Origin of the sequence: Roseofilum acuticapitatum BLCC-M154, assembly GCF_030068475.1 — a bacterium.
Taxonomy (GTDB): Bacteria; Cyanobacteriota; Cyanobacteriia; order Cyanobacteriales; family Desertifilaceae; genus Roseofilum; species Roseofilum acuticapitatum.
The window spans coordinates 83,341-106,787 of the sequence record NZ_JAQOSP010000101.1 but is presented as its reverse complement, the minus strand read 5'-3'; the positions used below and the strand labels follow the sequence as shown (position 1 = coordinate 106,787).

Here is a 23,447-nt window from a genome sequence, read left to right as displayed (position 1 = left end):
ATTCCTCATTCATATGATGTTGCAAGATAAAAATTGGCAAACCTACCGTGACTTAAAAGAAGCGCTCAACTTAAACATCCGTCGCCAACTCTTTTTAGCCGTTTGTGACGATCCGAATTTTTGCCAGTATTTGGTGAATCAGTTGGATATGGAGAGTAGATGCAATGGAACCCCCCTAGATTCGGAGATGCTGCGATGGGTGACTCTGGAGTTAGAGGTAGACGATCCGAATTTAGTTCACCAGATCGATCGCTGGTATAATACCGCTAATCATAAAGAAATCCAGAAATCTCTGCCTTCAACGTCAAATTCTCCCCCCAGACGACGCAAAGATGACTGGATGAAGGTTTCGCCTTTAGATCTCTCTCCCCATAGTCCCCGTGAGTTTTCCCCTGGGTTCCAGTTTTTTGGCGTACACCGTCTGACGCAAAAATCCCCTACTCAACAATGGTCTTTTCTGCAAAATTTAGAATATATTGCCCAACGGTATCTGGATTTAGCATGGGACTGGAATTTACTGATCTGGATACCGCGCCCCTGGTTATTTTCGATTCAACAATCGGTTCCTCGATTTTGGCATTGTCATACGGGGTTATTTGAATTTGTGGCTGAACCTCTTCCGGCAACTTCGCGGGGGGGAGTCAGCTTAAATGGACGAGTCAAAGGGTTGGAGGATGTCCCTCAGCAAGAGGAGAAAGGGGGGGTAGCCGTAGGGGAAAGAGTGCGTCCTTTAGCTGTTAAAACGGATACTGTTAAAGAGGTGCAAGGGGCGATCGCCGCGCAAAAGCAAGTTTTAGAGGAATTAGAGGAAGAGGCGATCGCCCGGTTAGATCTACTCAATGATTTAGGCAATCTCTACTGGATTTTATCTCGGAAAACGACCAACCGGGAAGAGGGATTAGAAGCGCTCAAACAAGCCATTCAAACCTATGAACAAGCTTTATCCCATCCGGAGATTGACTCCCAACCCCAAGCTTATGCTCGCCTACAGAATAATCTGGGTATTGCTTATGGGGAATTATCGCGCCATGAGAACCCGGTAGAAGGCTTAGAAAAGGCGATCGCCGCATATCAGGCAGCCTTATACTATCGAGGACAACCTACGCATCAATCCTATGAGCAACTTTCGGAACAAGACTTACAGCACTATGCCTCAACTCAGAATAACCTGGGAACCGCCTATTGGAATTTAGCTCAACATCAAGAACCGGCTCAAAACTTAAAACAGGCGATCGGCGCTTATCAAGAATCCCTCAAATATTATCATCCCGATCGCGATGCCCTCAGTTATGGCATGATTCAGAATAACCTAGGAACTGCCTACTGGAATTTATCCCAATATCACAATGCTAAAGACTATTTACAATTAGCCATTTGGTCTTATCAACTGGCCCTGAAATATCGTACCCCAGAAAGCCATCCCACTGGCTATACAGCGACGCAAAATAATTTAGGAACCACCTATTGGCATTTAGCCAATCAACCCGACTCACCCATTGAAGAGAGGCGAAAGTATTTAAAAGAGTGTATTAAAGCCTATCATAAAGTGATTGAAGCTATGGGAAATACTGAAGACCAAAAGTCTTTATCTCTCAGCTTCGATCCGGTTGCTACCCATAATAATCTGGGTGTGGCTCTCTATCAATTTGCCATGACTGCCCATCAAGTTAGCTCTAGAGAACAATTCGATATCTTAGAACCCCTGGAATTGTCCTTAAATCATCATATCCAAGCCTGGTTAGGATGGCAAAATAACCCGCAAATGGCGAATACAGCGCTCAATTATTTACTGCAAGCAGTGCGATCGCTCTACAATGAAGGTGGTATTGACGCTCAAAACCGCGCCCTAGCCCAAGTTCCGAGAAGCTTATTACCCGAAATTCTTAATCGACTCTGAGACACTCTAAGAAACGAAAGAGATTCCGAGGATAACTTTACAACTGACTGTTTTCTAAGCTATTTCAGTAATTCCTCAAATTGTTGCTTATTCCAAAGGCTTTTATACAGTCCCTCTTGCTCGATCAATTCCCGATGGTGTCCCATTTGCACAATCCTCCCCCGTTCCATCACCAAGATGCGATCGGCAGTGGCTGCGGCTGAAAGTTGATGAGAAATAAACAACACCGTTTTTTTGCGCGTACCTGTAGACAAATTCTTTAAAATTCCCGTAGCTGTTTGATTATCTACACTCGATAAACAATCATCCAAAATCAAAACCGGGGCATCAACAAGCAAAGCGCGAGCTAGGGCAGAACGCTGCCGTTGTCCTCCCGATAGAGTAATCCCCCGCTCCCCCACAATAGTATCATAATATTGGGGAAAATTTAGGATCTCTGGATGAATTTGAGCTAAAGTTGCTGCTCCTTCCACCTTGGGCTGTTCCGCCAAAGGATCGCCATAGCGAATATTATTTTTAATCGTCGTACTGAACAAGAAACTATCTTGAGGAACAAAGGCGATCGCCCCGCGCAAATCAGCTAAATTCAGTTTTGTAATATCATAATTGTCCAGAAAAACTCGCCCTGGAGGAATCGGCAATAGGCGCGGTAGCGCTTTAGCTAAGGTCGATTTCCCGGAACCAATAGGGCCGACAATGGCAATCGTTTCACCGGAATGAATGGTAAAATTAATATTATTCAGAGCAGGGGTAGAACTCTCTGGATAGGTATAGCTGAGATGACGAGCAACCAGTTGACCTTTAGGAGAAATTTTTAAATCTAAAGCTTGGGCATTTGCTTGAATTTTAGGTTGTACCTTGAGAATTTCTTCGATGCGGTTAATGCTCACTTCTCCGCGCTGATAGGCACTGATTGTAAAGCCCAGTAAAGCAGTGGGAAATACGAGGCGCTCCACATAAAGCAGTAAGGCTAAAAAGTCCCCAATGGTAATCGTACCTCTGGCAATTTCTTGAGTTCCCATCCAGAGAATCACCAGCAAACTTAAGGAGGCAAGCGCTTCAACTAAGGGAAAGAGAAAATTACGGGTTTGGGCTAACTTGAGGTTGGCATCAAGTAATTTCTGATTAAATTGGCGAAAGGCTTGCCGTTCATTGTCTTCTTGGGCATAGATCTTGATTAAAGAAATGCCACTCATGTCTTCTTGAATTAAATCGCTGACGCGAGAAAGTTCTTCCTGAACATCCTGCTGTTCCTGGCGCAATCGGTTGCTGAAAATCTGGACGGCGAATAACATTAAGGGATAAACGGCGATCGCCAACACACTCAACCGCAAATGAATCGATAGCATCACCGGCAGCGTCAGCACATAAGCAAACAGTGTATTCGCCAAACTCAACACCGCAAACCCCAACAGACGGCGAATACTGTCCACATCCGAGGTCGCCCGGTTAATCAAGTCCCCCACCGTATGCGTCGCAAAATACCCCGAATCTAGGCGCAAAAAATGCCCGAAGATCGCCTGTTTGAGGTCAAACTCCACCTGACGGCCCACCCCAAACAACAAAATCCGCGAAGCCATGCGAATTCCCCACATAATCGAGGCTAACAGCAACAACCACAGCACCGTAGCCACCACCGTCTGCACGCTGAAGGTCACTTGGAGATTATTCACCCCATCCCGAATCAGTAGAGGTAGATAAACCCCCAAACCATTCACAATTAAGAGGGCAAAAATACCTAAACTGGCTGGTTTCCAATGGGGGCGCAGGTAAGATACGAGTTTCTGTAAATTCGATTGAGCCATAGGGAAAGGCAGAGTTTAAACTCTTTCTATGGTGACACATCGCGCTACGGGCGGTAATGGGTAAACTACTTCTCTTGTAAAAGCCACTTAGAAACTGGGATCAGTCGCGCCCATGATCGCCAATTTCTCTGGATCTAGGCCAGTAAACACCTTATCCTTGTTCTCCCCTCTCTTGCTGCAATAGCTCCTCTAGCAGGGGAACCACAGAAGGTAAGTCTTCATCAATGGTGATCCACATCCGGTCAAGATTCACTTGAAAGTATTCATGAACCATCACATTTCTCATATCACGCATTGATCGCCAAGGAATTTGAGGATAGCGAGATTGAATGGAGTCCGGGACATTAACAGCAGCCTCGCCAACAATCATAAAGTTGTAAAGGATACCATGTAAAGTGAGTCTTTCGAGATCTTCAAACTCCTCGTAACTCATGCCCGCAGTAGCTTGTTGAATGCAGGCGATCGCCTCTAAAATATCTTGTATCCGTAGATCCCAGGCTCTAGAAGGCACGAATCACCTCCTTAAGAACGGGTTCCCGTAAATGCTCTCTCAAGGAATCTTCTGTGCCCAAGTCTATCGCACAACCGAACAGATCTTCTAAATAGTGTTGTACTGCAAATAACTGAAACAACCCGCCAGACTCAGTGAACTCTACGAGAAAATCAATATCGCTATCCGGCCCAGCTTCATCTCTAGCAACTGAGCCAAACAACTTGAGAGACTTGACTCCCAGGGTTTCGAGTTGTTCTTGGTGACTGGCTAACGTGGCCAGTACCTCTTCTTTGTTCATCGTTCGAGAGAGTAATCGCGTGATTATAGGGCAGTATAGCAATTTCCATTCTTGTCAAGAACCGGGTACAACGACCTCCTGTGATGCGACTCATGCTTACTGAGTCATCTTACCCTTTCTCAACCCCACCCCAGTTTAATTTTTAATTTTTAATTTTTAATTTCTAATTGAATTAGAATCCTGATATTTTTGAAGGATGATCACAATTACACCCAACCCAAACTGAATTATGGCCAGCAACAAGCCTATTTTACAAAAAGGTGACGGCATCTATTACCCCGACCTGAAAGAACCGGTCAAATACCTGCAAAGCTTACTCCAGAAAGCGGGGGTACTCAAACCCACCGATCCGATTGATGGTCTTTTTGGTTCAGGGACAGAACAAGCAGTCAAAGCATTCCAAGCTAAGAAAGGCTTAAGGGCTGATGGCTTCGTCGGGCCCAATACCTGGGCGGCTTTAGAGTCGGCAGGGCCATCAACGGCAACGGCCCCGAAAAAACTGCGCTATCCCGTCTTACGCAAGGGAGATGGCATTACCTTTACCGATTTGCAGGATGAGGTGAAAATTCTGCAAGATTTGCTGAAAAAGGCCAAGATGTTACCGGCCAATTCTCCGGTGGATGGGCAATTTGGTAATAATACGGAATCTGCTCTGAAACAATTCCAGAAGGCTAATAATTTAGTGTCCGATGGGGTAGCCGGGCAAAGAACTTGGTCAATGTTGGCAGGTCAAGAGGTAGAAACCTATTTACCCTATGGCAATTTGGTACTGTCTATCGATCTCGATAAGGTGATTTACTCGATTCCTTATCCCGATGTCCGCTCCTATGCTTGGGATTCGATTCCCTTGATTGTCCGGGCGGCTGAAGCAGCTAATGTGACAGATAAGGGGCAAATTGCTTATATTTTGGCCACGGCAGAGCATGAATCCCGCTTAGGTCAATGGATGGAAGAGTTTGCGAGTGGTTGGGCTTATGAGTATCGCTCAGATTTGGGTAATACTCAGTATGGAGATGGGCCTCGGTATAAGGGTCGGGGATTTGTGCAAATTACGGGACGGCGTAATTATACGGACTGGTCAAAACGGTTAGGGATTGATTTGGTGGGCAGTCCGACTTTGGCCCAAGATTGGGAAATCGCCGCTAAAATTCTGGTGATAGGGATGCGCGATGGCACGTTTACGGGATATCGCTTGGGCCATTTTATTGCGGGAGCAACCAGGGATTTTTATAGCGCTCGGCGGATTATTAATGGTTTAGATCGTGCCGGACTGATTGCGGCGATCGCCGAAGAGTATTACAGAGTTCTATAGCGTCTATCCTGATCTTTCCTATGAATAAACTATGGTTGGCCCCTATAAACCTGATGGCTCTTTTGCTGGTCATCACCCTGGGTGCATGTCAAGAAGCCCCGGTTGTCCGTTCTTCTGCCTCTTCTGAATCGCCAACCGCTTCTTCTAGTCCAATGTCAACGACGGAGGAGCCATCGGGTGGAGAAACGCCCCCGGTTGTGACGGCTGAGGCCAAATTACCCCATACTGTATTTGCGCCGATTTTATCCGAGTTGCAGAGCCAGACTCAGCTACCAGTACTTTTGCCCAGTGTGCTACCGGAAGAGAAAGAGCAACCCCAGGTTTATGCAATTACTACAGAGGTTTCGGGTTCTGAATATCAAGTGCTACTCGGATTTAGTCCCGATTGTAATGGGGGAAATGCTTGCCGTTGGGGAGAAGTTTCCGGTCAAACCGGGCCCTTAACTCCTCCAGAAGGGGGAGAGTCCGTTACCCTGGCTGAAGGGATTGCGGGCTATTTTGTTCCGGCTGTCTGTGGGGCTAATTGTTCCGATGCTATGGTGATGTGGGAACAGAGCGGAGGGCACTACAGTGTAGGCTTGAAGGCCGCAGATAAGGAACAAGTGATAGAGATGGCAAATTCGGCGATCGCCACGGCTCCCTAATGGTGAAGGGAATAGTTAAGGGCGATCGCCAATCCTAGAGAATAGAGCTGATTAAAACCGAATCCCACATTCGGTTTTATGGCTACCTCTCCATCGTTTAAGGGATTCATCTTCTACAGGTTTGGGAATTAAGGATGTGGTGGGCTGATCGCTAATGTAAGGATACCCTTGGTCATGGAGGGGGTTGTACGCCACTTCATGTTCATACACATAAGCCCAAGTTTCTCTCCCTCGCCAATAGGCGAGAGGATTGATTTTCAAGCGTCCCATAGAATCGAGTTCCAGGATCTCGATTTGATGATGACTACTCATTTGATCGCGCCGTCTTCCCGTCAGGTAGGCGATCGCCTCTAACTCCTTAAGTCCACGTTCTAGAGGTTCTCGACGGGTAAGCGTAGCAAATTGTTCTGAATCACTTTCCCATAATTCTCGACCGTAAGACTTTTCAAACGCTTTGCGCGTACCCAGAGTCTCCATTTTATATACTTTTAGATCTAAATCATAGAAGGCGCTTGCCTCCGAGAGAAACGCTAGAGTTTCGGGAAAATGATACAACGTATCGACAAACAGTATGGGAATTTTCTGCTTGGGACACAGATAGCGATACAGCATATCTGTAATTACCATATCATCGACATTAAAAATGCTTGCTTGCACTAAACCCGTGGGAAAGTTCTGCAAGCACCAACCAATGATATGTAAGGGATGGGTATGACTGAATCGGCGATTAAGTTCCTGTAAGTCGAGGTTAGTGTGAACTTGGCCTAAAGTTGCGGTCAGATTGGTCATGAACACTGAATACCCTTTATGGTGTGACCTCCATCCTTTAGTTTACCTTAAGATTGTGCCCATATATTATTTGATTTATGCTGGGGAAAAAGAACGTCAAGTGAGATAATCACAGAGTAATGGCTTGTCAAATTGCCGATGATGTACTTAATCTTATACAGTAAACCCGGATGCCATCTCTGTGAGGGATTACAGGAGAAGCTCGAACAAGTCCAGAAGATTTCCTTCGAGTTAGAAGTTCGGGATATCACCACTGATGATACTTGGTGGCAGGCCTATGAATATGAAATACCGGTTTTAGTGGTCGATGGCACTCCCCCTCAGCGCTTACCCCGTTTCTCTCCTAGGGGAACCGTTGCCCAACTGGAGAAACTGTTAGAGAAATATAGCTAGGCCATGGGGAGTCGGCTCGCGACCTTGCTCAGAAGCGATCTTCGCGTCACAATAACGAGAAGAAAACCTCTTTTGAATGTCAAGCTCACCTGACTTATGCTTACTGCTGTACCTCTGACAGCGCCACCCCCTATCCACCCTCACCCCACCTACAAAACCGATATCGCCATTGTGGGAGCCGGAATTGTAGGAGCAACTTTAGCTTGTGCCTTAAAAGACTCTGGCTTGAGCATTGCCTTGATTGAGGCTCAACCCCAAGATCAAGCAGCGTCTAAGCGCCAAGCCTATGCCCTGACCTTGCTCTCTGGGAAGATTTTTGATCGATTAGGAGTTTGGCAAGAAATTCTGCCTCAAATCGTCACATTTGACCATATTCAGATCTCTGATGCCAATCAATGGGTAGTGGATTTAACTCCAGAAGATTTAGGTACAGACCATCTCGGCTATGTGGGAGAACATGGGGTGATTTTAACCGCCCTACAACGGCAGATCAATCAATCTCCTCAGATTGAATGGGTGTGTCCCGCACAAGTGCAAGAGGTGAGGTATTTTGAGGATTTTGCCCAGGTTTGGGTGAATTCAGCCGAACATCCAGAACCGATTGTGATTGAGAGTCGCTTAGTGGTGGCGACGGATGGCTCTAAATCTGCCATTCGCCAAGCGGCTGCAATTTCGACCCAAGGATGGCGCTATTGGCAATCTTGTGTGGCAACCACGATTAAAACAGAGAAACCCCACAATAATGTGGCGTTTGAACGGTTTTGGTATACCGGCCCGATGGGGGTTTTGCCCTTACCGGGTAATCGGGTACAGGTGGTTTGGACGGCTCCCCATGAACAGGCACAAGCTTTGCAAAAGTTGGATGAGGCGGAGTTTTTGCGTCGCTTGGAATATCGAACGGCGGGTATTTTGGGACGGTTAGAGTTGGCGGGGCCCCGGTTTGTGTTTCCGGTACAATTGATGCAGTGCGATCGCTATGTTGACCATCGTCTGGCTTTGGCTGGAGATGCGGCCCATTGTTGCCATCCTGTGGGAGGACAAGGCCTCAATTTAGGGATTCGCGATGCTGCTGCTTTGGCAGAAGTGATTCAAGCTTGCCATCGTCAGCATCAAGATATTGGCCAATTAAAGAACCTCAAACCCTATCAACAGTGGCGAAAACCTGAAAATTGGATGATTTTAGGGTTTACGGATTTCTTAGACCGGACATTTTCGACGGACTGGTTGCCTGTGGTCTGGATACGCCGGTTAGGGTTACTCTTCTTACAGAAGTTTGCTATCGGTCGCACTCTTTCCTTGAGATTGATGACGGGTTTAATGGGACGCACTCCAGAAGTGAATTAAGTTCGGTTAATTGGAAAAGAGAAGCGGGCAAGATGCCCGCACTCCCTCAAGGATTGATACTGGAGTGGGTCTGCTTAATTCAAGCACTCTCCTAGGGCGGTTTGAATGGCTTGTTTTTGCTCTGCATCGTATCCCCACCGCTCTAGGAAGCTTTGATAAGCTCCGGTTCCGGTTTGGGCGCTTTCCTGTAAGCTCTTGGCCTTATCTTTGACTTCGGGGAGTTGCAGTTGATGGATGAGGTGGGCGCTGCGAGTTTGGACTCGTTGAGAACTAGCGGCCATGTCGGGGTTTTGATTGCGGGTATGGGTGATGGCCATGGCAGTAGACATGGCGATATTTTTCACCAGGAGTTCGCTGACGATTTCGGGAGAGGTTTGTAATCCGCTTATGACTGGGGGCGTGGGGCGATCGCTCAACGTCCGTTCATCGGTCAAATAAGTAACAAAAAATCCCCTGGCTCCGTTTTCGGTTTTCACTAACTCACTGAGGGTAGTTTGAATCACCCCTTCGCCTAATTCTCCCTGTTCCAGAAGGTCAAGAAAAGTTTGCGTCACGGCGATCGCCTGTTCAAAGCTGACGTTTTCTGGCACAGTTAAGGAGGGATAAGACATCATCATTAAGCTGAATCAACATCAATAGGAGCGATCGCCATGGCTTATGAGGCGATCGCTATCAACATTGTACTCTCCTCTTTGTTATCTGAAATCTAATTTTTAATTTTTAATCAATCCCACTTGCCTGCTGTCTTTTCGCATTTACTCCCAAACTATGGCTATTGAGTCTTCCTATCCATCCTTCCCCGATCCCAAAAAACGGCGAATGCGTACCAGTCGCAAAGCCTATGAAGCGCAGAAAAACCGAGAACCGGAGGGGGAAGAATCTCTCTTACAAGCAGAAGCGAGCTTGGAGGAAACAGACAAGCAGGAAGAAAAATTACGTCCCCATCGATTAGCCGATTATGTGGGACAACAAGACCTCAAAAGTGTGTTAGAAATTGCCATTCAAGCGGCTAAAGCAAGAAAGGAACCCTTGGATCATCTCTTACTCTACGGGCCGCCTGGTTTAGGCAAAACGACTATATCTTTAATTTTAGCTTCCGAGATGGGAGTAAACTGCAAAATTAGTGCTGCACCTGCTTTAGAACGTCCCCGCGATATTGTCGGTTTATTAGTCAGTTTGCAACCGGGAGATATCCTGTTTTTGGATGAAATTCATCGGCTTTCTAGGGTGGCTGAAGAGTTACTTTATCCAGCCATGGAGGACTTCCGCTTAGATATTACGGTGGGTAAAGGGAAGACAGCCAAAACTCGTAGCATTCCCCTGAAACCCTTTACCCTGGTGGGGGCAACCACGCGGGTAGGGGCGTTAACTTCTCCATTGCGCGATCGCTTCGGGTTGCTGCAAAGATTGCGCTTTTACGAGTTAGACGAGTTAAGTTTAATTGTTGAACGAGCCGCAAAAGTCTTAAGTACAGAGATCACAGCCGAAGGAGCTACGGAAATTGCCCGGCGATCGCGGGGAACCCCTCGCATTGCCAACCGACTTTTACGCCGAGTTCGTGACTACGCCCAAGTGAAAAAACTCGGTCAAATTTCCCAAGATATTGCTGCTCAAGCCTTAGAACTCTATAATGTCGATCCCTGTGGTTTAGATTGGACAGACCGCCTGATTTTAAGCGCCATGATCGAAAATTTTAGTGGCGGCCCTGTCGGTTTGGAAACCCTCGCTGCTGCCACAGGAGAAGATTCCCAAACTATTGAAGAAGTCTATGAACCCTATCTATTACAAATTGGCTTTTTACAGCGCACTTCTCGCGGTCGAATTGCCCTACCTGCCGCTTGGAAGCATTTGGGATACACCCATCCCGATGAACCGTATTAAGCGAGGTTCTGTATTGCTTTCCCCCTTCTCCTGCGGGAGAAGGGGGCAGGGGGATGAGGGCTTACAGCGCTTCGCGCTGTTAAGTAATGAGTAATGAGTAATGAGTAATGAGTAAGAAAGTCCCTCTGAGTCTTGTATAAGGGCAGATTGAGGGCGATTCAAATGTACCCCATAGCAGCGAAAACTGCTGTATCTCCTAGGATCAGGCGATCGCAAATCCAGTATGGGGGCGAATGTGGGGCGGGTGAAAGCCTAAAACAATATCCGATTTCGGCACGCCTGCTTCTAATAATTTTTCAGTAATTCCATCCTCAATCCCATCGCGGTGAATCCAGATTTTACCATCAATAATCTGGGCATGGGTAATCATACCATGAACGCGGTATTTTCCATCCCAACCAATAATCACCAACATAAAGTGATAGTTTGTCCAATCAGCAATCACATGGCTTTTAATGTCACCATGACTATAGGGAATTTGGGCATAGTAGTCTAGAATTTCTTGGATCAGTTGACCATATTCATTTACTCTATCCATTGGCTTATCTCCTGTGATGTTTCATCAAACGTCAACACTTTAATTAAAGCCGTTTTTACCGTTTCGTGATAAATGTCTTTCGCCATCTCAACCCCCTAGAATGTGGATCGTTTTGTGTCTGTACAAAAAGGCATTTTTAGGATATAATAAAATTTATTTCAGAATCAGTAAACTCTAAGAAATATCCTGATTATAATCGTACTTATGAATGTATTTTGGAAAGGACTGTTAATTGTCGTCATTCTCGTAGCCAGTATTATTTTGCCAGCCCAGGCGATTTCCATGCGGGAATTTCCTCATCAGATTTGGGATCAAAACAGTGCTACGCCTCAGTTAATTAGTGCGGTGGATGAGTCGAGGAACTTAGAAGAGGTGGCGCAGGAAGCGTTTACGGCGGCAAATCAAGGGAATTTTGCCACAGCAGAAGCGGATTGGACGGAAATTTTAGAGGCTTATCCCGAAAGTGCCGCCGCTTGGAGCAATCGGGGGATTACCCGTGCGAGTCAGGGAGATTTTGAGGGGGCGATCGCCGATTATAATGAAGCGATCGAACTCGCTCCCTCTGTCACCGATCCCTATCTCAACCGGGGAGCAGCCTTAGAAGGACTAGGACGCTATACAGAAGCCATTGAAGACTACAATCATATCCTAGAGATTAACCCCGATGATGCCCAGGCATACAACAATCGCGGTAATGCCAAAATGGGCTTACAAGACTGGGAAGGGGCGATCGCCGATTATAAAACCTGTAACGAACTTGCCCCTAACTTCGCCTTTGCCCTCGCCAGTCAAGCCCTCGCCACCTACGAACTCGGCGAAACCGAACAAGCCATCAAAATGATGCGAAATCTCAACCGCAAATATCCCCAATTTGCCGACATGCGAGCCGCCTTAAGCGCCGCCTTATGGGTAGCAGGGAAACAAGGAGAAGCCGAAAGTAACTGGGTAGCCGCCGTCGGTTTAGACTCTCGGTATAAAGATATAGATTGGGTGAAAAACATCCGCCGTTGGCCTCCAACCATTACAGAAGCCTTAGAGCGATTTTTAAGTCTTTCCTGATGGAGGCTCTAACAGATACCCTAGAATTAGGCGATCGCAAATCCAGTATGGGGGCGAATGTGTGGCGGGTGAAAGGCTAAAACAATATCCGATTTCGGCACACCCGCTTCTAGCAATTTTTCCGTGATTCCATCTTCAATCCCATCGCGGTGAATCCAGATTTTTCCGTCAATAATCTGGGCATGGGTAATCATCCCATGAACCCGATGTTTTCCATCCCAACCGATAATCACTAACATAAAATGATGGTTTGTCCAATCAGCAATGACATGGCTCTTAATATCACCATGACTATAAGGAATTTGGGCATAGTAGTCTAGAATTTCTTGGATCAGTTGACCATATTTATTTACTCTATCCATTGGCTTATCTCCTGTGATGTTTCATCAAATGTCAATACTTTAACTTGATTGGTACGAATAGCAATTTGAGCTATTTTTTCCTCAAAAAAATCAAAATAAACTAAATCCGAAACGGCTAAATATAGCTTACGATCTTGATGAAGAGGTGATTCTTGCATTAATCCTCTGTAAAGCACATATTGACCCAGAGCATTTTCTAAATCTTGTACAGGAGATGGACGCACAAAACTTTTTATCTCTACAGCAATTCTTTGGTTATCTTTTTCAGCAGCTAATAGTTTTTCTGCGCCCAGATCTACATAAACCATTCGGCCTCCAACGGCTAAGGACAGTGGATCATTGGTAATTGTCCAGCCATCTTTAATTAAAGCCATTTTAACTGTTTCATGATAGATATCTTTTGCCATTCTTAATAGTATCTCGATAAAACTCTAGTTTATCCATTGGAGAATCTCCTCTAGTTCAGAGTCATCTCAAGTATCCTCCTGCCCACCTTACCCCCTTTTTCTAGAGGACGATCGCCCTCACGTCTTCAATCGATAAATTCAAGGCTTCGGCAATTTGTTCGGAATTTAAGCCCATGTTAGCCAAGCGAGCAATGGCTTCTCGCTGCGATCGCTCCGCTTGTTCTGCTCGCTCTGTGGCGCGATCGCGTTCGAGTTCCGCAACCGCAGCCCGTTCTTCTCCGGTGAGCAATAAATTCCCTTGATTATCCCACCAGCGCAACCACTGTTGATGTTGATTTTGGTAATTCCCTTCCCACAGTCCTAACTCCACTTCTAAAGGAGGAATGGGATAATGGCCGCGATCGTTCGGGGTCAATTTACGATAGGTTATATCCTGCAAATTATACACTTCCAGCGTCCCCGCACTCATGGAAAAAATGCCATAGTAGGGAATCCGCATCACTTGTTCGTAAACCCAATATTTTCCTGGCTTACTTTTTTCTGTACTATTGGCTACGGCAAGAGAGGTTTGATCTCGTTCTTCTGTACCATCGCCACTAGCAAATTCCAGCACCACGAAGGGCTTAATATATTCTTGCCAAAGGACATAGGAACGGCGATATTGACCGTCCAGAAGAGGCGGAACATTGCGAATATAGAACCAATCTGGCGCTTCACAACCCCGTTGGGGAGGATCGGTTAGTCGCCAATAGATACCGCTATCGTGTCCGATCACATACTGTCCATCTGGATGCAGTCTTTTCATGACCGAGCCAATGGAGTCCGTGAGGATAATGCTTTGCGGGTGTTCTTGGAAGTTTTTCACAACCGAGCCATCCTCCTCTGGCAAGTCCATATGGTCAGGTGGTTTAGTGGGAAAAGTTACGGCTTGAGTCATAGCTGTTCTAGTTGGTCACTCAATGTTCGCGATCGCCCTGACTTCCTCAACAGATAAATTCAAGGCTTCGGCAATTTGTGCGGAATTTAATCCCATGTTAGCAAGACGAGAAATGGCTTCTCGTTGGTTTTGCTCCGCTTGTTCTGCTCGTTCTGTGGCGCGATCGCGCTCCTGCTGTGCTAGGGTAGCCTCTTGAGTGGCGCGATCGCGCTCCTGCTGTACCAGGGTTACCCGTTCTTCTGCTAATGCAGCGCGTTCCTCTCCTGTGAGTAACAAGTTCCCTTGGTTATCCCACCAGCGCAACCACTTTTGATGCTGATTCTGGTAATTCCCTTCCCACAGTCCTAACTCCACTTCCAAAGGAGGAATGGGATAATGGCCGCGATCGTTCGGGGTCAATTTACGATACGTCATGTCTTGCAAATGATACACCTCCAAAGTCCCGGCACTCATGGAAAAAATGCCATAGTAGGGAATCCGCATCACTTGTTCGTAAACCCAATATTTTCCAGGCTTGCTCTTCTTTGTCCCATTCGCTACCGCTAGAGGAGTGTTATCTCGCTCCTCCGTACCATCACCACTGGCAAATTCCAGCACCACTGAGGGCTGAATATGTTCTTGCCAAAGGACATAGGAACGACGATATTGACCATCCAGCAGAGGAGGAACATTGGGGATATAAAACCAATCTGGCGCTTCACAACCTCTTTCCGGGGGATCGGTTAGTCGCCAATAGATACCGCTATCTTGTCCAATCGCATACTGTCCATCTGGATGCAATCTTTTCATCACCGAGCCAATGGAATCTGTGAGGATAATGCTCTGGGGGTGTTCTTGGAAGTTCTTCACAACCGAGCCATCCTCCTCTGGCAATTCCATATGGTTGGGGAGTTTCGTGGGAAAAGTTACGGCTTGAGTCATAGGTTTTCTAGATCCCGTTTCTCTGATTGTAGGCGATCGCTAGAAAGAATATTGATCGATATTGGTATAGAACATCAAACATTCGTCTCCTGGCTGAATCTCCTCAGAGGCGATTAAATGGGCCCATAAACCCGTCTCCTCTTCCACCCAATTCATATGAGTATTTGGGCTTTCGGAATGATTGCAGAAAGAGGCTAATCCAAACACCAGATAGGCCCTCACCTCTTTCCCTTTCTCGTATTCTGAAGGGATGACAAAGTAATACTTAAATACTTTTGTACTATCTAGAAGCGATCGCTCTTTTGCTGGAAAGTCCACCACGGGTGCTTTTTCAATTACTGTACCTTTGGGAATCAGTTGGGTAGCGACCACTCCACGTCCTTTTTCTGGGAAAAGTTGAATTTCAATCATTATTTATCTACCGATCTCCAGGTCTCAGGGGTGACTTCCATCCATACCATATCCACCAACTCTCCATTGGGCAGAGTCCAAGAATTGGGCATCAGTTCTTTGACCGAAAAACCTGACTTTTTAACCATGTTCACGGAGTAGTGGTTAGACGGCAGAATGGTTGCCCAAATCCGGGTCATACCTAATTCTTGGAAGGCATAAGCCAAGATTCGATTTAAGCCCAGCCTGCCATAGCCTTTATTTCTATATTTGCGATCGAGAACAGCTACACCGACTTCTGCCGTTTTTAACTGCTCATTCAATCCTTTGAGGACAGCATATCCAATCGGTTTGGCATCTCGATCTAAGTAAATGCCTAAAACTATCGGATCGCTGGCGATCGAGTCCGGCAAAGCATACTCGGAAATGGCTGTAATAAATCCAGCCGTATCCTCTATTTCAAAAAACGTATCCCAACCCATGAGATTCACTAAATCTTTCTCTTGGGCGAGTCGAATTAAGTGTTGAATATGACTCTCGTTAAGAGGAAGTAGAAAAATCTTTAATTGAGTTGCCTTATGCTCTTGCTTTAAGCAAAGAGTTTCGTTCATTATGCTGTAAGGGTTGATTCCGAGAGTCCAGTTTACCCTAGTGTTGGCCATTGACACCAGCCTATTTTGAACGAGTCAGCACTTGCCAGATAATAAACGACGCAAACGCCAAATATCCAGCTACCGCCAACCAATCGAGCGCAGATTCGATCGCCATGACTGCGAAGACCCCATTTTTTGTTAAACTGCTACTTTGACCTAACCCCACACTCTATTTATCGTAGCAAATGGCAGAAACACTATTCTTCAATGCTCTCCGGGAAGCGATCGACGAAGAAATGGCCCGCGATCCCTCCGTCTTCGTTTTAGGCGAAGATGTTGGCCAATATGGCGGTTCCTACAAAGTCACCAAAGGACTCTATGAAAAATATGGAGAACTGCGGGTACTCGATACTCCCATTGCGGAAAACAGCTTCACCGGACTAGCCGTTGGCGCTGCGATGACTGGACTGCGACCGATCATTGAAGGGATGAATATGGGCTTTTTGCTCCTCGCGTTCAACCAAATCTCGAATAACGCGGGCATGTTGCGCTATACCTCTGGGGGCAACTTTACCATTCCCCTCGTGATTCGGGGCCCCGGTGGAGTAGGTAAACAACTTGGTGCAGAACACTCCCAACGGCTAGAAGCCTATTTCCAAGCCGTTCCAGGACTGAAAATTGTCGCCTGTTCCACCCCCTATAATGCCAAAGGACTGATGAAATCAGCCATTCGCGATGGTAACCCAGTCTTATTCTTCGAGCATGTGTTGCTCTATAACCTAAAGGAAAACTTACCGGAAAGTGAATATTTAGTGCCCTTAGACCGAGCAGAAATCGTCCGTCGCGGTGATGATGTGACGATTTTGACCTATTCTCGGATGCGTCACCATGCTATGCAAGCAGCTAAAACCCTAGAACAAGAAGGATTCGATCCAGAGATCATTGATTTAATTTCCCTCAAACCCTTAGACTTTGACACCATTGGCCAATCGATTCGCAAAACCCATCGAGTGATTGTTGTGGAAGAATGCATGAAAACCGGGGGAATTGGGGCAGAATTGACAGCTTCGATTAATGAACAGTTTTTTGATGAACTGGATGCTCCAGTGGTGCGCCTATCTTCCCAAGATATCCCCACTCCTTATAATGGAACCCTGGAAAATTTGACCATTGTCCAACCGGGTAAAATTGTAGAAGCCGTTAAACAAATGATGGCCCTACAGGTTTAGGAGATGGGGGAATGGGGAATGAGGCAAGTAGTGCAAGCATCTTGCTCGCTAGAGGTGAAAAGCGAGCAAGATGCTCGCACTCCCTCTTCCTCTTCTAGAGATGAAAAGCTCATTACTCATTACTTATTACTCATTACTCATTACTCATTCAACAATGGGCAAACAACGAACAATTTTAGCGTTAATGATTGTGCTGGTGATCGCCGCGATCACGGTGTTGGCGAAAGTCGAAACCCGCCTAGGTTTAGACCTACAAGGGGGGGCACAATTAACGATTCAAGTGAAAACTACACCGGAAGTGCCGGAAATTACACCTAGAAAGCTGGAAGCCGTGCAAGCGGTGATGGAAAATCGGGTGAATGGTTTGGGGGTTTCGGAGGCGGTGATTCAGACTGTGGGAGAGGATCAGCTTTCGATTCAACTGCCAGGGGTCAACGATCCGGCTCAGGCGGAACGGGTATTGGGAGGCACAGCTCAGTTGGAGTTTCGCCAGCAACGGCAAGGGACAGAAGATGAGTTTGCCGCTCAATATCAAATTTTGAGAACGTTGCAGTTTGAGCAGTCCCTTTTGAGAGAGGAAGATCCGGAACTGAGCGCAGAGGAAATCGCCGAAAATCAGGAGCAGATTAATAAACTCAATGAGGAAATTGCCCCCCTATTTGACAAAGTTGGCTTAACGGGTGAGCAACTGCAAGACTCCCTACCCCGTCCTCCCCAAGGCGGTGCAAACTGGGCCGTCGTACTTGAATTTAATGGTGAAGGGGGAGATAAGTTTGCTGAACTGACGAGAAATTTAGCGGGAACCGGTCGCAGTATTGGGATTTTCTTGGACGATAAACTCGTTAGCGCCCCCACCGTCGGTGTAGAATTTGCTGAAACTGGAATTGTGGGGGGACGTGCGGAAATTACGGGTAATTTTACCGCCGAAGCCGCCAATGACTTGTCGATCCAACTGCGAGGAGGCGCTCTCCCCGTGCCTGTGGAAATTGTGGAAAACCGCACGGTTGGGGCGACGTTGGGACAAGATAGTATCCGTCGCAGTATCTATGCAGGGTTGGGTGGCTTGGTGCTGGTGCTAATCTATATGGTGATCTATTATCGGCTGCCAGGGGCGATCGCCAATATTGCCCTCGTCGTTTATTCTCTGCTCACCTTTGCCGCGTTTAAGCTCTTCCAAGTTACCCTGACTCTACCGGGAATTGCAGGTTTTATCCTTAGTATCGGTATGGCGGTAGATGCTAATGTCCTCATCTTTGAGCGCACCAGGGAAGAGTTACGAGAGGGTAAAACCCTGTATCGCTCGGTAGAATCGGGCTTTTATCGGGCATTTACCAGTATCCTCGATGGTAACCTGACTACCTTGATTTCCTGTATTGCCCTATTCTGGTTAGGTACAGGGTTAGTCCGAGGCTTTGCCCTCACCCTGGGAATTGGGGTCGCGATCAGTATGTTTACCGCCGTTACATGCAGTCGTACCCTGATGTTATACGTGCTTCAGTTCCCCGGACTGCGTAAACCGAACCTCTTTTGTCCCAATCTTGCTCCGCTCCCCAAACGGTAAACCATGATTAGCATTATTAAACAACGTAACCTCTGGTGGTCAATTTCCTTTAGCGTGGTGGTCGCTGGGTTTGTGGCGATGGCGATTTCTTGGATAACTCCAGAAATTGGGGCCCCCCTAAGGCCAGGTCTGGATTTTGTCGGGGGAACCCGTCTGCAACTGGAACTCGACTGTAGCCAACCGGGAAATTGCGACCAACCCATTGAAATTGCTAAAGTGCGAGAAGTAACTGATAATTTGGGTATTTCTAATCCCAATATCCAGATTATCGGCGAAAACCGGACTGGGGTGAGCATCCGCACTAAGGATTTAGATGTAGACGAGCGCACGGAACTACAAAAGAGTTTAGCTGAGGCGATCGGTACATTTGATGTCACCCAAACCCAAATTGATACGGTTGGCCCCACTTTGGGGAAACAGTTGTTTACGTCTGGTTTACTCGCCCTTTTAGCGGCATTTGCGGGCATTACTCTCTACTTAACTTTTCGTTTCCAACTCGATTATGCCTTTTTTGCCTTTGTCGCCCTCTTTCATGATGTGTTCGTCACCATGGGAATGTTTGCGATTTTAGGTTTAGTGGCAGGAGTGGAAATTGATAGCCTATTTATCGTCTCCCTACTAACCATTATCGGATTTTCTGTTAATGATACAGTGGTGATTTATGACCGGGTGCGGGAAACGCTCCAGTTTTATCCCGAAAAGCATATTGATGATGTGGTGGATGAAGCGGTAAATCAGACTTTGATGCGATCGCTCAACACCACCATTACCACTATTTTGCCCCTGGTCGCTATCTTCTTCCTCGGTGGCGAAACCCTCAAATACTTTGCCCTAGCTCTGATTGTCGGCTTTATTTCCGGAGCCTATTCCAGTATCTTTATTGCCAGTACCCTCTTAGCTTGGTGGCGCGAGAGAACTGGACGGGCTATCCTAACAACAGCAACAGCTACAGAGGGAGAAATCCTAGACTCGACCCCAACCTCAGAGTAGGTCATCTAAAATATAGGGGCGGGTTCACCCCTATTTTCGTCTTCCCACCAATATCTTTGTAAACCCGCCTCTTGTTAATTATTCATTGTTAATTGTTCATTGACTTCCCCAGATTCTCAGATCGATGACCCCCAATTTCAGGCGCAGGTGATGCGCTATCATCGGCTGCTGGTTGGAGGACGGTGGTTGGTGGTGAGCCTATGGTGGTTGGTTTTGGGGTTGCCTAGTCTGTGGAAGATGCGATCGCCCCTATCGCTCCTATTTGACCATTTTACCTGGTCTGGACTGTACTATAGCTTCTATTTCCATCCCCTAGAGGCGATCGCCTTTTCCAGTAGTATTGGTTTAACCACCGCCGTTTTAGTCTGGCAAAGTCGCAATATTCTCGTTGGTTTTCCCCAGCGTTACCAGAAAGGCTTGGAGCGTAAAGTTTTTCGCATTCGTCAACAAGGGAAAAGTCATCCCCTGTGGCGTTGGGTAGTTGAAGGTGAACGGAATAGGGAAGATTAATCTTCAACCCAAAACGCTGTTTAATGGTGAAGAGGTGAAGTAACAGACACTAACATTGAAAAAATATGGAAATCTTGGCATCCTGGAATCAAGCCATACGCTCAAACTGGGACAACCTCAAAAGAATTATCCCAGTCTTCACTCTCGCTGTCGTTTTCGGCTTTACTTGCAATGAGCTAGGAGTTCCTATTGGATGGCTGCTCGGCCCCTTACTGGTTGCGATTGTGTATGCTTGTATGGACAGCGATCGCCAACCCCTCCCCTCTAGTTTTATCAAAGTGGGCAAAGCCATGATTGGCCTCTACTCTGCCTCCAGATTTTCCCCTGAAACCTTAATGTTAACCACAACTTATGCTGTACCGATCATTGTATGTATTTTGATCACGGGTGCTTTAAGTATGTTCAACGGTTACCTGCTGTGGAAATGGACAGGAGTCGATAAATTAAGCAGTTTTTTGGGAGCCATTCCTGGCTCTGCGGGTACATTAGCCATGATCAGCGAAGAGTTTGGGGCAGAACCCATAACCGTTACCCTGCTTCAATATATCCGTATGGTCATTGTTGTCCTGACTATACCCACTTTAACTTTATTAATTTTTTCGGATGATGGAGTAGAACCCATAACCACTACACTCTCAACCGTTAACGAAGCTACCCTACCCATGGTTCTTAATTTACCCGTCTTGGGCATATGTGGTATTTTAGGCATTGTCCTAGGTCAGTGGCTTAAGCTCCCTACCACTGGATTTTTAGGCGCTTTTTTATTAGGGCTATTATTATTTTGGACTGCGCCCAACTTATTCTTTGTCCCTCATTGGTTGTGGATTATAGCCTTAATTTTAGTCGGACTCTCCATTGGCTGGAAATTTGATTGGCAAACAGTCCGCAAACTTTGGAAAGCCGTATTACTAGAAATTCTGCTAGTGATCGTCCTGATGTTATCTTGCATGGTCATTGGCTATCAATTTCATCGCCTCACTAACATCAATATTGTCACCGCAATTTTAGGGTTTACCCCTGGAGGAATAGAAGCAATGATTGCCACCGCTAATCAGTTAGGCGGTGATACGGGCATGGTCTTAGCCATACAAATTACCAGGCAAATGTTGATTTTATTAGGAATTTATATCTTCAACCTTTCGATCGCAGATAAAAAAACCAATACAACTTAGTTGGGTTAACAAGGGTAACATTTAATGCAGTCACGACACTACTGCCGTGACAACCCTAAAATGGTGGGTTACGGCGGATTGAGAGATTGCTATTACAGTCTAGGTTTTAGCCGCCTAACCCACCCTACGCTATTTTTAGCTGAAACAGTCCACTACTCCCTTTTGCCCAAAGCTTTAGGCACTGCCCACCTTACAAATTGACCTACATAATGTCTCATTGTTATTCAAATTGACTATAGTAGAGGCGAACAATTTTCTGTCCCTACTCTGGGGAGTGCGAGCATCTTGCTCGCTGTTGTTTTCCCTAGCGAGCGAGACGTTTGTCCTGCGGACACGCTACGCTACGCACTCCCCCAATGCATCAAATTAGCTGAAACAGTCCACTACTCCCTTTTTCCCAAAGCTTTAGCACTAGGGTATTAGAAAATTCCTGGAGCAGTATTTTCGATCAGATAGCCCGGAGATGCGATTAAATTCAGCTTCATTAAATCCTCTGGAGCTAGTTTCGGTAACTGTTGCACCAATTCGAGGAAATCTTTCTGCTCTTTAGGTGCAATAATTCCCTCAGTAAGCATCTCAAATTTGCGAATATAATTGGGACGCTGAAAGGGTCGTGCGCCGTAGGAATGGGCGTTGGCAACGGCGAGTTCATCTTCAAGTTTAGAGCCATCCGTAAAGAAAATCTCAACGCGAGCGCCAAAGGCTCGTTCTTTGGGATCGCGGCTGTGATAGCGTCGCGTCCATTCTGGGTCTTCTAGGGTGCGTATCTTCTGCCAAAGACGAACGGTATCTTCCCGTTGAGCGCGTTCTGGCGTATAAGAATCAAAGTGATGCCAGCGTCCATCTTGCAGGGCAACGGCAAAGATATACATAATCGAATGGTCTAGGGTTTCCCGCGTGGCTTTGGGGTTCATCTTCTGGGGATCTCCGGAACCCGTACCAATAACATAATGGGTTTGATGGCTGCCGTGGATGACTATTTCTTTGATCTTCTCGAAGTCATCAATTTTTTCTCCCATCCGAAAGGCTAAATCGATCAGTCCTTGGGCTTGGTATTCGGCAGAATGTTCTTTGGTATAGGATTCGAGAATGGCTCGCTTGGGTTCCCCTGGTTCGGGTAGGGGCATGTGATAAACGGCATCGGGGCCGCTTAAAATCCAGGCAATAATACTGTCTTCCCCTTCGTAAATGGGGGATGGTGAACCTTCTCCCCTCATGCAGCGATCGACGGCTTCGAGACCATTTTTACCTGCGAATGCCGGAGCGTAAGCTTTCCAGCTAGAAATATCGGCTTTGCGAGATTGCCTGGTGGTGATGGTGGTGTGGGCGGCTTGCTGAACGGCTTGATAAATGGTTTCTGTATCTAATCCTAAGAGAGTACCAATTGCGGCAGCTACGGACGGCCCTAAGTGAGCGATATGGTCGATTTTGTGTTCGTGGAGACAAATGCCTTTAACTAAATCGATCTGAATTTCATAGCCGGTTGCGATCGCCCGCGTCAGAGCCATACCGTCACAACCGCATTGTTGAGCGGCTGCGATAATCGAAGGGATATTATCTCCAGGGTGGGAGTAATCTGCGGCATGGAACGTATCATGAAAGTCGAGTTCCCTAACTGCGACGCTATTGGCCCAAGCCGCCCATTCCGCACAGACTTTTGTTTCTGGGGGAACGCCAAAGAGGGTCGCGCCACCCGTGCGTGGGTGAGCGAGGGCTTGAGCGCGGGCGGTTTGGACTGAATGATAATTGAGTGCAGCACAAGCAGCAGCAGCATTGTCGATGATGCGGTTGATAATCATCTCAACAACGTTGTCTTCTACTGCAACGGGATCGGATGCTACGGCGGCAATTTTCCAGGCCAGTTGATCTTCGCGGGGAAGATACTCTTTAGATGGATAGGTTCGGACTTGATGAATTTTCAC

Annotated in this window: 25 protein-coding genes; 12 read left to right on the top strand and 13 right to left on the bottom strand. The window is 46.7% G+C overall.

The annotated features are described in order from the left end of the window. Positions 1 to 13: 13 nt before the first annotated feature. On the top strand, positions 14 to 1,897 hold the full coding sequence (locus tag PMG71_RS15550; protein WP_283754622.1) for a tetratricopeptide repeat protein: 1,884 nt from the start codon (positions 14 to 16) through the stop codon (positions 1,895 to 1,897). Positions 1,898 to 1,956: 59 nt separating this feature from the next. Here PMG71_RS15550 and PMG71_RS15545 read toward each other — a convergent pair whose 3' ends face one another. From PMG71_RS15545 to PMG71_RS15535, 3 genes are all read right to left on the bottom strand, one after another. After that, positions 1,957 to 3,702 (bottom strand): ABC transporter ATP-binding protein, encoded by a 1,746-nt coding sequence (locus tag PMG71_RS15545; protein WP_283754621.1) that lies wholly within the window; start codon positions 3,700 to 3,702, stop codon positions 1,957 to 1,959. Between the two features lie 151 nt (positions 3,703 to 3,853). Beyond that, entirely contained in the window at positions 3,854 to 4,213 is a 360-nt protein-coding gene (locus PMG71_RS15540) for a HepT-like ribonuclease domain-containing protein (protein ID WP_283754620.1), read from the bottom strand. After that, the gene (locus PMG71_RS15535; RefSeq protein ID WP_283754619.1) at positions 4,203 to 4,493 is read right to left on the bottom strand and encodes a nucleotidyltransferase family protein; all 291 of its coding nucleotides are present in this window, start codon (positions 4,491 to 4,493) and stop codon (positions 4,203 to 4,205) included. The genes PMG71_RS15540 and PMG71_RS15535 overlap by 11 nt, the downstream gene beginning before the upstream one ends. Before the next feature lie 229 nt (positions 4,494 to 4,722). On the opposite strand from PMG71_RS15535, the gene PMG71_RS15530 reads away from it, so the two are divergent. Next, a complete protein-coding gene (locus tag PMG71_RS15530) occupies positions 4,723 to 5,805 on the top strand; it encodes a peptidoglycan-binding protein (protein ID WP_283754618.1) in 1,083 nt (360 codons plus the stop codon). Positions 5,806 to 5,825: 20 nt separating this feature from the next. Further along, positions 5,826 to 6,449, top strand: coding sequence for a hypothetical protein (locus PMG71_RS15525; protein WP_283754617.1), 624 nt, complete (start codon positions 5,826 to 5,828; stop codon positions 6,447 to 6,449). Positions 6,450 to 6,500: 51 nt separating this feature from the next. Here the strand turns inward: PMG71_RS15525 and PMG71_RS15520 are convergent, their stop codons facing one another. Continuing rightward, positions 6,501 to 7,238: a phosphoadenylyl-sulfate reductase gene (locus PMG71_RS15520; protein ID WP_283754616.1), complete on the bottom strand. Its 738-nt coding sequence runs from the start codon at positions 7,236 to 7,238 to the stop codon at positions 6,501 to 6,503. 141 nt (positions 7,239 to 7,379) lie between these two features. Between PMG71_RS15520 and PMG71_RS15515 the strand changes: the two genes are divergently transcribed. Both PMG71_RS15515 and PMG71_RS15510 read left to right on the top strand, forming a co-directional pair. Next, positions 7,380 to 7,631, top strand: a complete 252-nt coding sequence (locus tag PMG71_RS15515; protein ID WP_347179301.1) for a glutaredoxin family protein — start codon at positions 7,380 to 7,382, stop codon at positions 7,629 to 7,631. 96 nt (positions 7,632 to 7,727) lie between these two features. Beyond that, the gene (locus tag PMG71_RS15510) at positions 7,728 to 8,975 is read left to right on the top strand and encodes an FAD-dependent hydroxylase (protein ID WP_283754614.1); all 1,248 of its coding nucleotides are present in this window, start codon (positions 7,728 to 7,730) and stop codon (positions 8,973 to 8,975) included. Between the two features lie 74 nt (positions 8,976 to 9,049). Here the strand turns inward: PMG71_RS15510 and PMG71_RS15505 are convergent, their stop codons facing one another. Further along, on the bottom strand, positions 9,050 to 9,586 hold the full coding sequence (locus PMG71_RS15505) for a hypothetical protein (protein WP_283754613.1): 537 nt from the start codon (positions 9,584 to 9,586) through the stop codon (positions 9,050 to 9,052). A 157-nt stretch (positions 9,587 to 9,743) separates the two neighbouring features. On the opposite strand from PMG71_RS15505, the gene ruvB reads away from it, so the two are divergent. Next, entirely contained in the window at positions 9,744 to 10,856 is a 1,113-nt protein-coding gene (gene ruvB / locus PMG71_RS15500; protein WP_283754612.1) for a Holliday junction branch migration DNA helicase RuvB, read from the top strand. 202 nt (positions 10,857 to 11,058) lie between these two features. Here the strand turns inward: ruvB and PMG71_RS15495 are convergent, their stop codons facing one another. Continuing rightward, the gene (locus PMG71_RS15495; RefSeq protein ID WP_283754611.1) at positions 11,059 to 11,394 is read right to left on the bottom strand and encodes a XisI protein; all 336 of its coding nucleotides are present in this window, start codon (positions 11,392 to 11,394) and stop codon (positions 11,059 to 11,061) included. Positions 11,395 to 11,598: 204 nt separating this feature from the next. On the opposite strand from PMG71_RS15495, the gene PMG71_RS15490 reads away from it, so the two are divergent. Then, the gene (locus tag PMG71_RS15490; RefSeq protein WP_283754610.1) at positions 11,599 to 12,453 is read left to right on the top strand and encodes a tetratricopeptide repeat protein; all 855 of its coding nucleotides are present in this window, start codon (positions 11,599 to 11,601) and stop codon (positions 12,451 to 12,453) included. A 26-nt stretch (positions 12,454 to 12,479) separates the two neighbouring features. Here the strand turns inward: PMG71_RS15490 and PMG71_RS15485 are convergent, their stop codons facing one another. From PMG71_RS15485 to PMG71_RS15460, 6 genes are all read right to left on the bottom strand, one after another. Beyond that, the gene (locus PMG71_RS15485) at positions 12,480 to 12,815 is read right to left on the bottom strand and encodes a XisI protein (RefSeq protein WP_283754609.1); all 336 of its coding nucleotides are present in this window, start codon (positions 12,813 to 12,815) and stop codon (positions 12,480 to 12,482) included. Then, positions 12,803 to 13,222, bottom strand: a complete 420-nt coding sequence (locus PMG71_RS15480; RefSeq protein ID WP_283754608.1) for an element excision factor XisH family protein — start codon at positions 13,220 to 13,222, stop codon at positions 12,803 to 12,805. The genes PMG71_RS15485 and PMG71_RS15480 overlap by 13 nt, the downstream gene beginning before the upstream one ends. A gap of 100 nt (positions 13,223 to 13,322) precedes the next feature. Further along, the gene (locus tag PMG71_RS15475; protein WP_283754607.1) at positions 13,323 to 14,159 is read right to left on the bottom strand and encodes a Uma2 family endonuclease; all 837 of its coding nucleotides are present in this window, start codon (positions 14,157 to 14,159) and stop codon (positions 13,323 to 13,325) included. A gap of 15 nt (positions 14,160 to 14,174) precedes the next feature. After that, positions 14,175 to 15,080, bottom strand: coding sequence for a Uma2 family endonuclease (locus PMG71_RS15470; protein ID WP_283754606.1), 906 nt, complete (start codon positions 15,078 to 15,080; stop codon positions 14,175 to 14,177). Between the two features lie 39 nt (positions 15,081 to 15,119). Continuing rightward, the gene (locus PMG71_RS15465; protein ID WP_283754605.1) at positions 15,120 to 15,491 is read right to left on the bottom strand and encodes an SET domain-containing protein-lysine N-methyltransferase; all 372 of its coding nucleotides are present in this window, start codon (positions 15,489 to 15,491) and stop codon (positions 15,120 to 15,122) included. Beyond that, the gene (locus tag PMG71_RS15460; RefSeq protein WP_283754604.1) at positions 15,491 to 16,081 is read right to left on the bottom strand and encodes a GNAT family N-acetyltransferase; all 591 of its coding nucleotides are present in this window, start codon (positions 16,079 to 16,081) and stop codon (positions 15,491 to 15,493) included. The genes PMG71_RS15465 and PMG71_RS15460 overlap by 1 nt, the downstream gene beginning before the upstream one ends. Before the next feature lie 227 nt (positions 16,082 to 16,308). On the opposite strand from PMG71_RS15460, the gene PMG71_RS15455 reads away from it, so the two are divergent. The 5 genes from PMG71_RS15455 to PMG71_RS15435 all read left to right on the top strand — a co-directional run bounded on the left by PMG71_RS15455 (position 16,309) and on the right by PMG71_RS15435 (position 21,525). After that, complete coding sequence (locus PMG71_RS15455) at positions 16,309 to 17,292, top strand: alpha-ketoacid dehydrogenase subunit beta (RefSeq protein WP_283754603.1); 984 nt, start codon at positions 16,309 to 16,311, stop codon at positions 17,290 to 17,292. Between the two features lie 154 nt (positions 17,293 to 17,446). Continuing rightward, a complete protein-coding gene (gene secD / locus PMG71_RS15450) occupies positions 17,447 to 18,853 on the top strand; it encodes a protein translocase subunit SecD (protein WP_283754602.1) in 1,407 nt (468 codons plus the stop codon). Between the two features lie 3 nt (positions 18,854 to 18,856). Next, positions 18,857 to 19,843, top strand: coding sequence for a protein translocase subunit SecF (gene secF, locus PMG71_RS15445; protein ID WP_283754601.1), 987 nt, complete (start codon positions 18,857 to 18,859; stop codon positions 19,841 to 19,843). 99 nt (positions 19,844 to 19,942) lie between these two features. Continuing rightward, a complete protein-coding gene (locus PMG71_RS15440; RefSeq protein WP_283754600.1) occupies positions 19,943 to 20,353 on the top strand; it encodes a hypothetical protein in 411 nt (136 codons plus the stop codon). Between the two features lie 65 nt (positions 20,354 to 20,418). Continuing rightward, entirely contained in the window at positions 20,419 to 21,525 is a 1,107-nt protein-coding gene (locus PMG71_RS15435; protein WP_283754599.1) for an AbrB family transcriptional regulator, read from the top strand. 419 nt (positions 21,526 to 21,944) lie between these two features. Here PMG71_RS15435 and PMG71_RS15430 read toward each other — a convergent pair whose 3' ends face one another. Then, positions 21,945 to 23,447, bottom strand: coding sequence for an MmgE/PrpD family protein (locus tag PMG71_RS15430; RefSeq protein ID WP_283754598.1), 1,503 nt, complete (start codon positions 23,445 to 23,447; stop codon positions 21,945 to 21,947).

Excerpts from the sequence above, each read along its gene's own strand:
- PMG71_RS15535 (WP_283754619.1), bottom strand. The coding sequence starts at position 4,493 with ATGAACAAAGAAGAGGTACTGGCCACGTTAGCCAGTCACCAAGAACAA.
- secF (WP_283754601.1), top strand. The coding sequence starts at position 18,857 with ATGATTAGCATTATTAAACAACGTAACCTCTGGTGGTCAATTTCCTTT.
- PMG71_RS15490 (WP_283754610.1), top strand. The coding sequence starts at position 11,599 with ATGAATGTATTTTGGAAAGGACTGTTAATTGTCGTCATTCTCGTAGCC.
- PMG71_RS15485 (WP_283754609.1), bottom strand. The coding sequence starts at position 12,815 with ATGGATAGAGTAAATAAATATGGTCAACTGATCCAAGAAATTCTAGAC.
- PMG71_RS15460 (WP_283754604.1), bottom strand. The coding sequence starts at position 16,081 with ATGAACGAAACTCTTTGCTTAAAGCAAGAGCATAAGGCAACTCAATTA.
- secD (WP_283754602.1), top strand. The coding sequence starts at position 17,447 with ATGGGCAAACAACGAACAATTTTAGCGTTAATGATTGTGCTGGTGATC.
- PMG71_RS15545 (WP_283754621.1), bottom strand. The coding sequence starts at position 3,702 with ATGGCTCAATCGAATTTACAGAAACTCGTATCTTACCTGCGCCCCCAT.
- PMG71_RS15510 (WP_283754614.1), top strand. The coding sequence starts at position 7,728 with ATGCTTACTGCTGTACCTCTGACAGCGCCACCCCCTATCCACCCTCAC.
- PMG71_RS15505 (WP_283754613.1), bottom strand. The coding sequence starts at position 9,586 with ATGTCTTATCCCTCCTTAACTGTGCCAGAAAACGTCAGCTTTGAACAG.
- PMG71_RS15530 (WP_283754618.1), top strand. The coding sequence starts at position 4,723 with ATGGCCAGCAACAAGCCTATTTTACAAAAAGGTGACGGCATCTATTAC.
- PMG71_RS15455 (WP_283754603.1), top strand. The coding sequence starts at position 16,309 with ATGGCAGAAACACTATTCTTCAATGCTCTCCGGGAAGCGATCGACGAA.
- PMG71_RS15515 (WP_347179301.1), top strand. The coding sequence starts at position 7,380 with ATGTACTTAATCTTATACAGTAAACCCGGATGCCATCTCTGTGAGGGA.
- ruvB (WP_283754612.1), top strand. The coding sequence starts at position 9,744 with ATGGCTATTGAGTCTTCCTATCCATCCTTCCCCGATCCCAAAAAACGG.
- PMG71_RS15465 (WP_283754605.1), bottom strand. The coding sequence starts at position 15,491 with ATGATTGAAATTCAACTTTTCCCAGAAAAAGGACGTGGAGTGGTCGCT.
- PMG71_RS15480 (WP_283754608.1), bottom strand. The coding sequence starts at position 13,222 with ATGGCAAAAGATATCTATCATGAAACAGTTAAAATGGCTTTAATTAAA.
- PMG71_RS15470 (WP_283754606.1), bottom strand. The coding sequence starts at position 15,080 with ATGACTCAAGCCGTAACTTTTCCCACGAAACTCCCCAACCATATGGAA.
- PMG71_RS15520 (WP_283754616.1), bottom strand. The coding sequence starts at position 7,238 with ATGACCAATCTGACCGCAACTTTAGGCCAAGTTCACACTAACCTCGAC.
- PMG71_RS15550 (WP_283754622.1), top strand. The coding sequence starts at position 14 with ATGATGTTGCAAGATAAAAATTGGCAAACCTACCGTGACTTAAAAGAA.
- PMG71_RS15435 (WP_283754599.1), top strand. The coding sequence starts at position 20,419 with ATGGAAATCTTGGCATCCTGGAATCAAGCCATACGCTCAAACTGGGAC.
- PMG71_RS15525 (WP_283754617.1), top strand. The coding sequence starts at position 5,826 with ATGAATAAACTATGGTTGGCCCCTATAAACCTGATGGCTCTTTTGCTG.
- PMG71_RS15475 (WP_283754607.1), bottom strand. The coding sequence starts at position 14,159 with ATGACTCAAGCCGTAACTTTTCCCACTAAACCACCTGACCATATGGAC.
- PMG71_RS15495 (WP_283754611.1), bottom strand. The coding sequence starts at position 11,394 with ATGGATAGAGTAAATGAATATGGTCAACTGATCCAAGAAATTCTAGAC.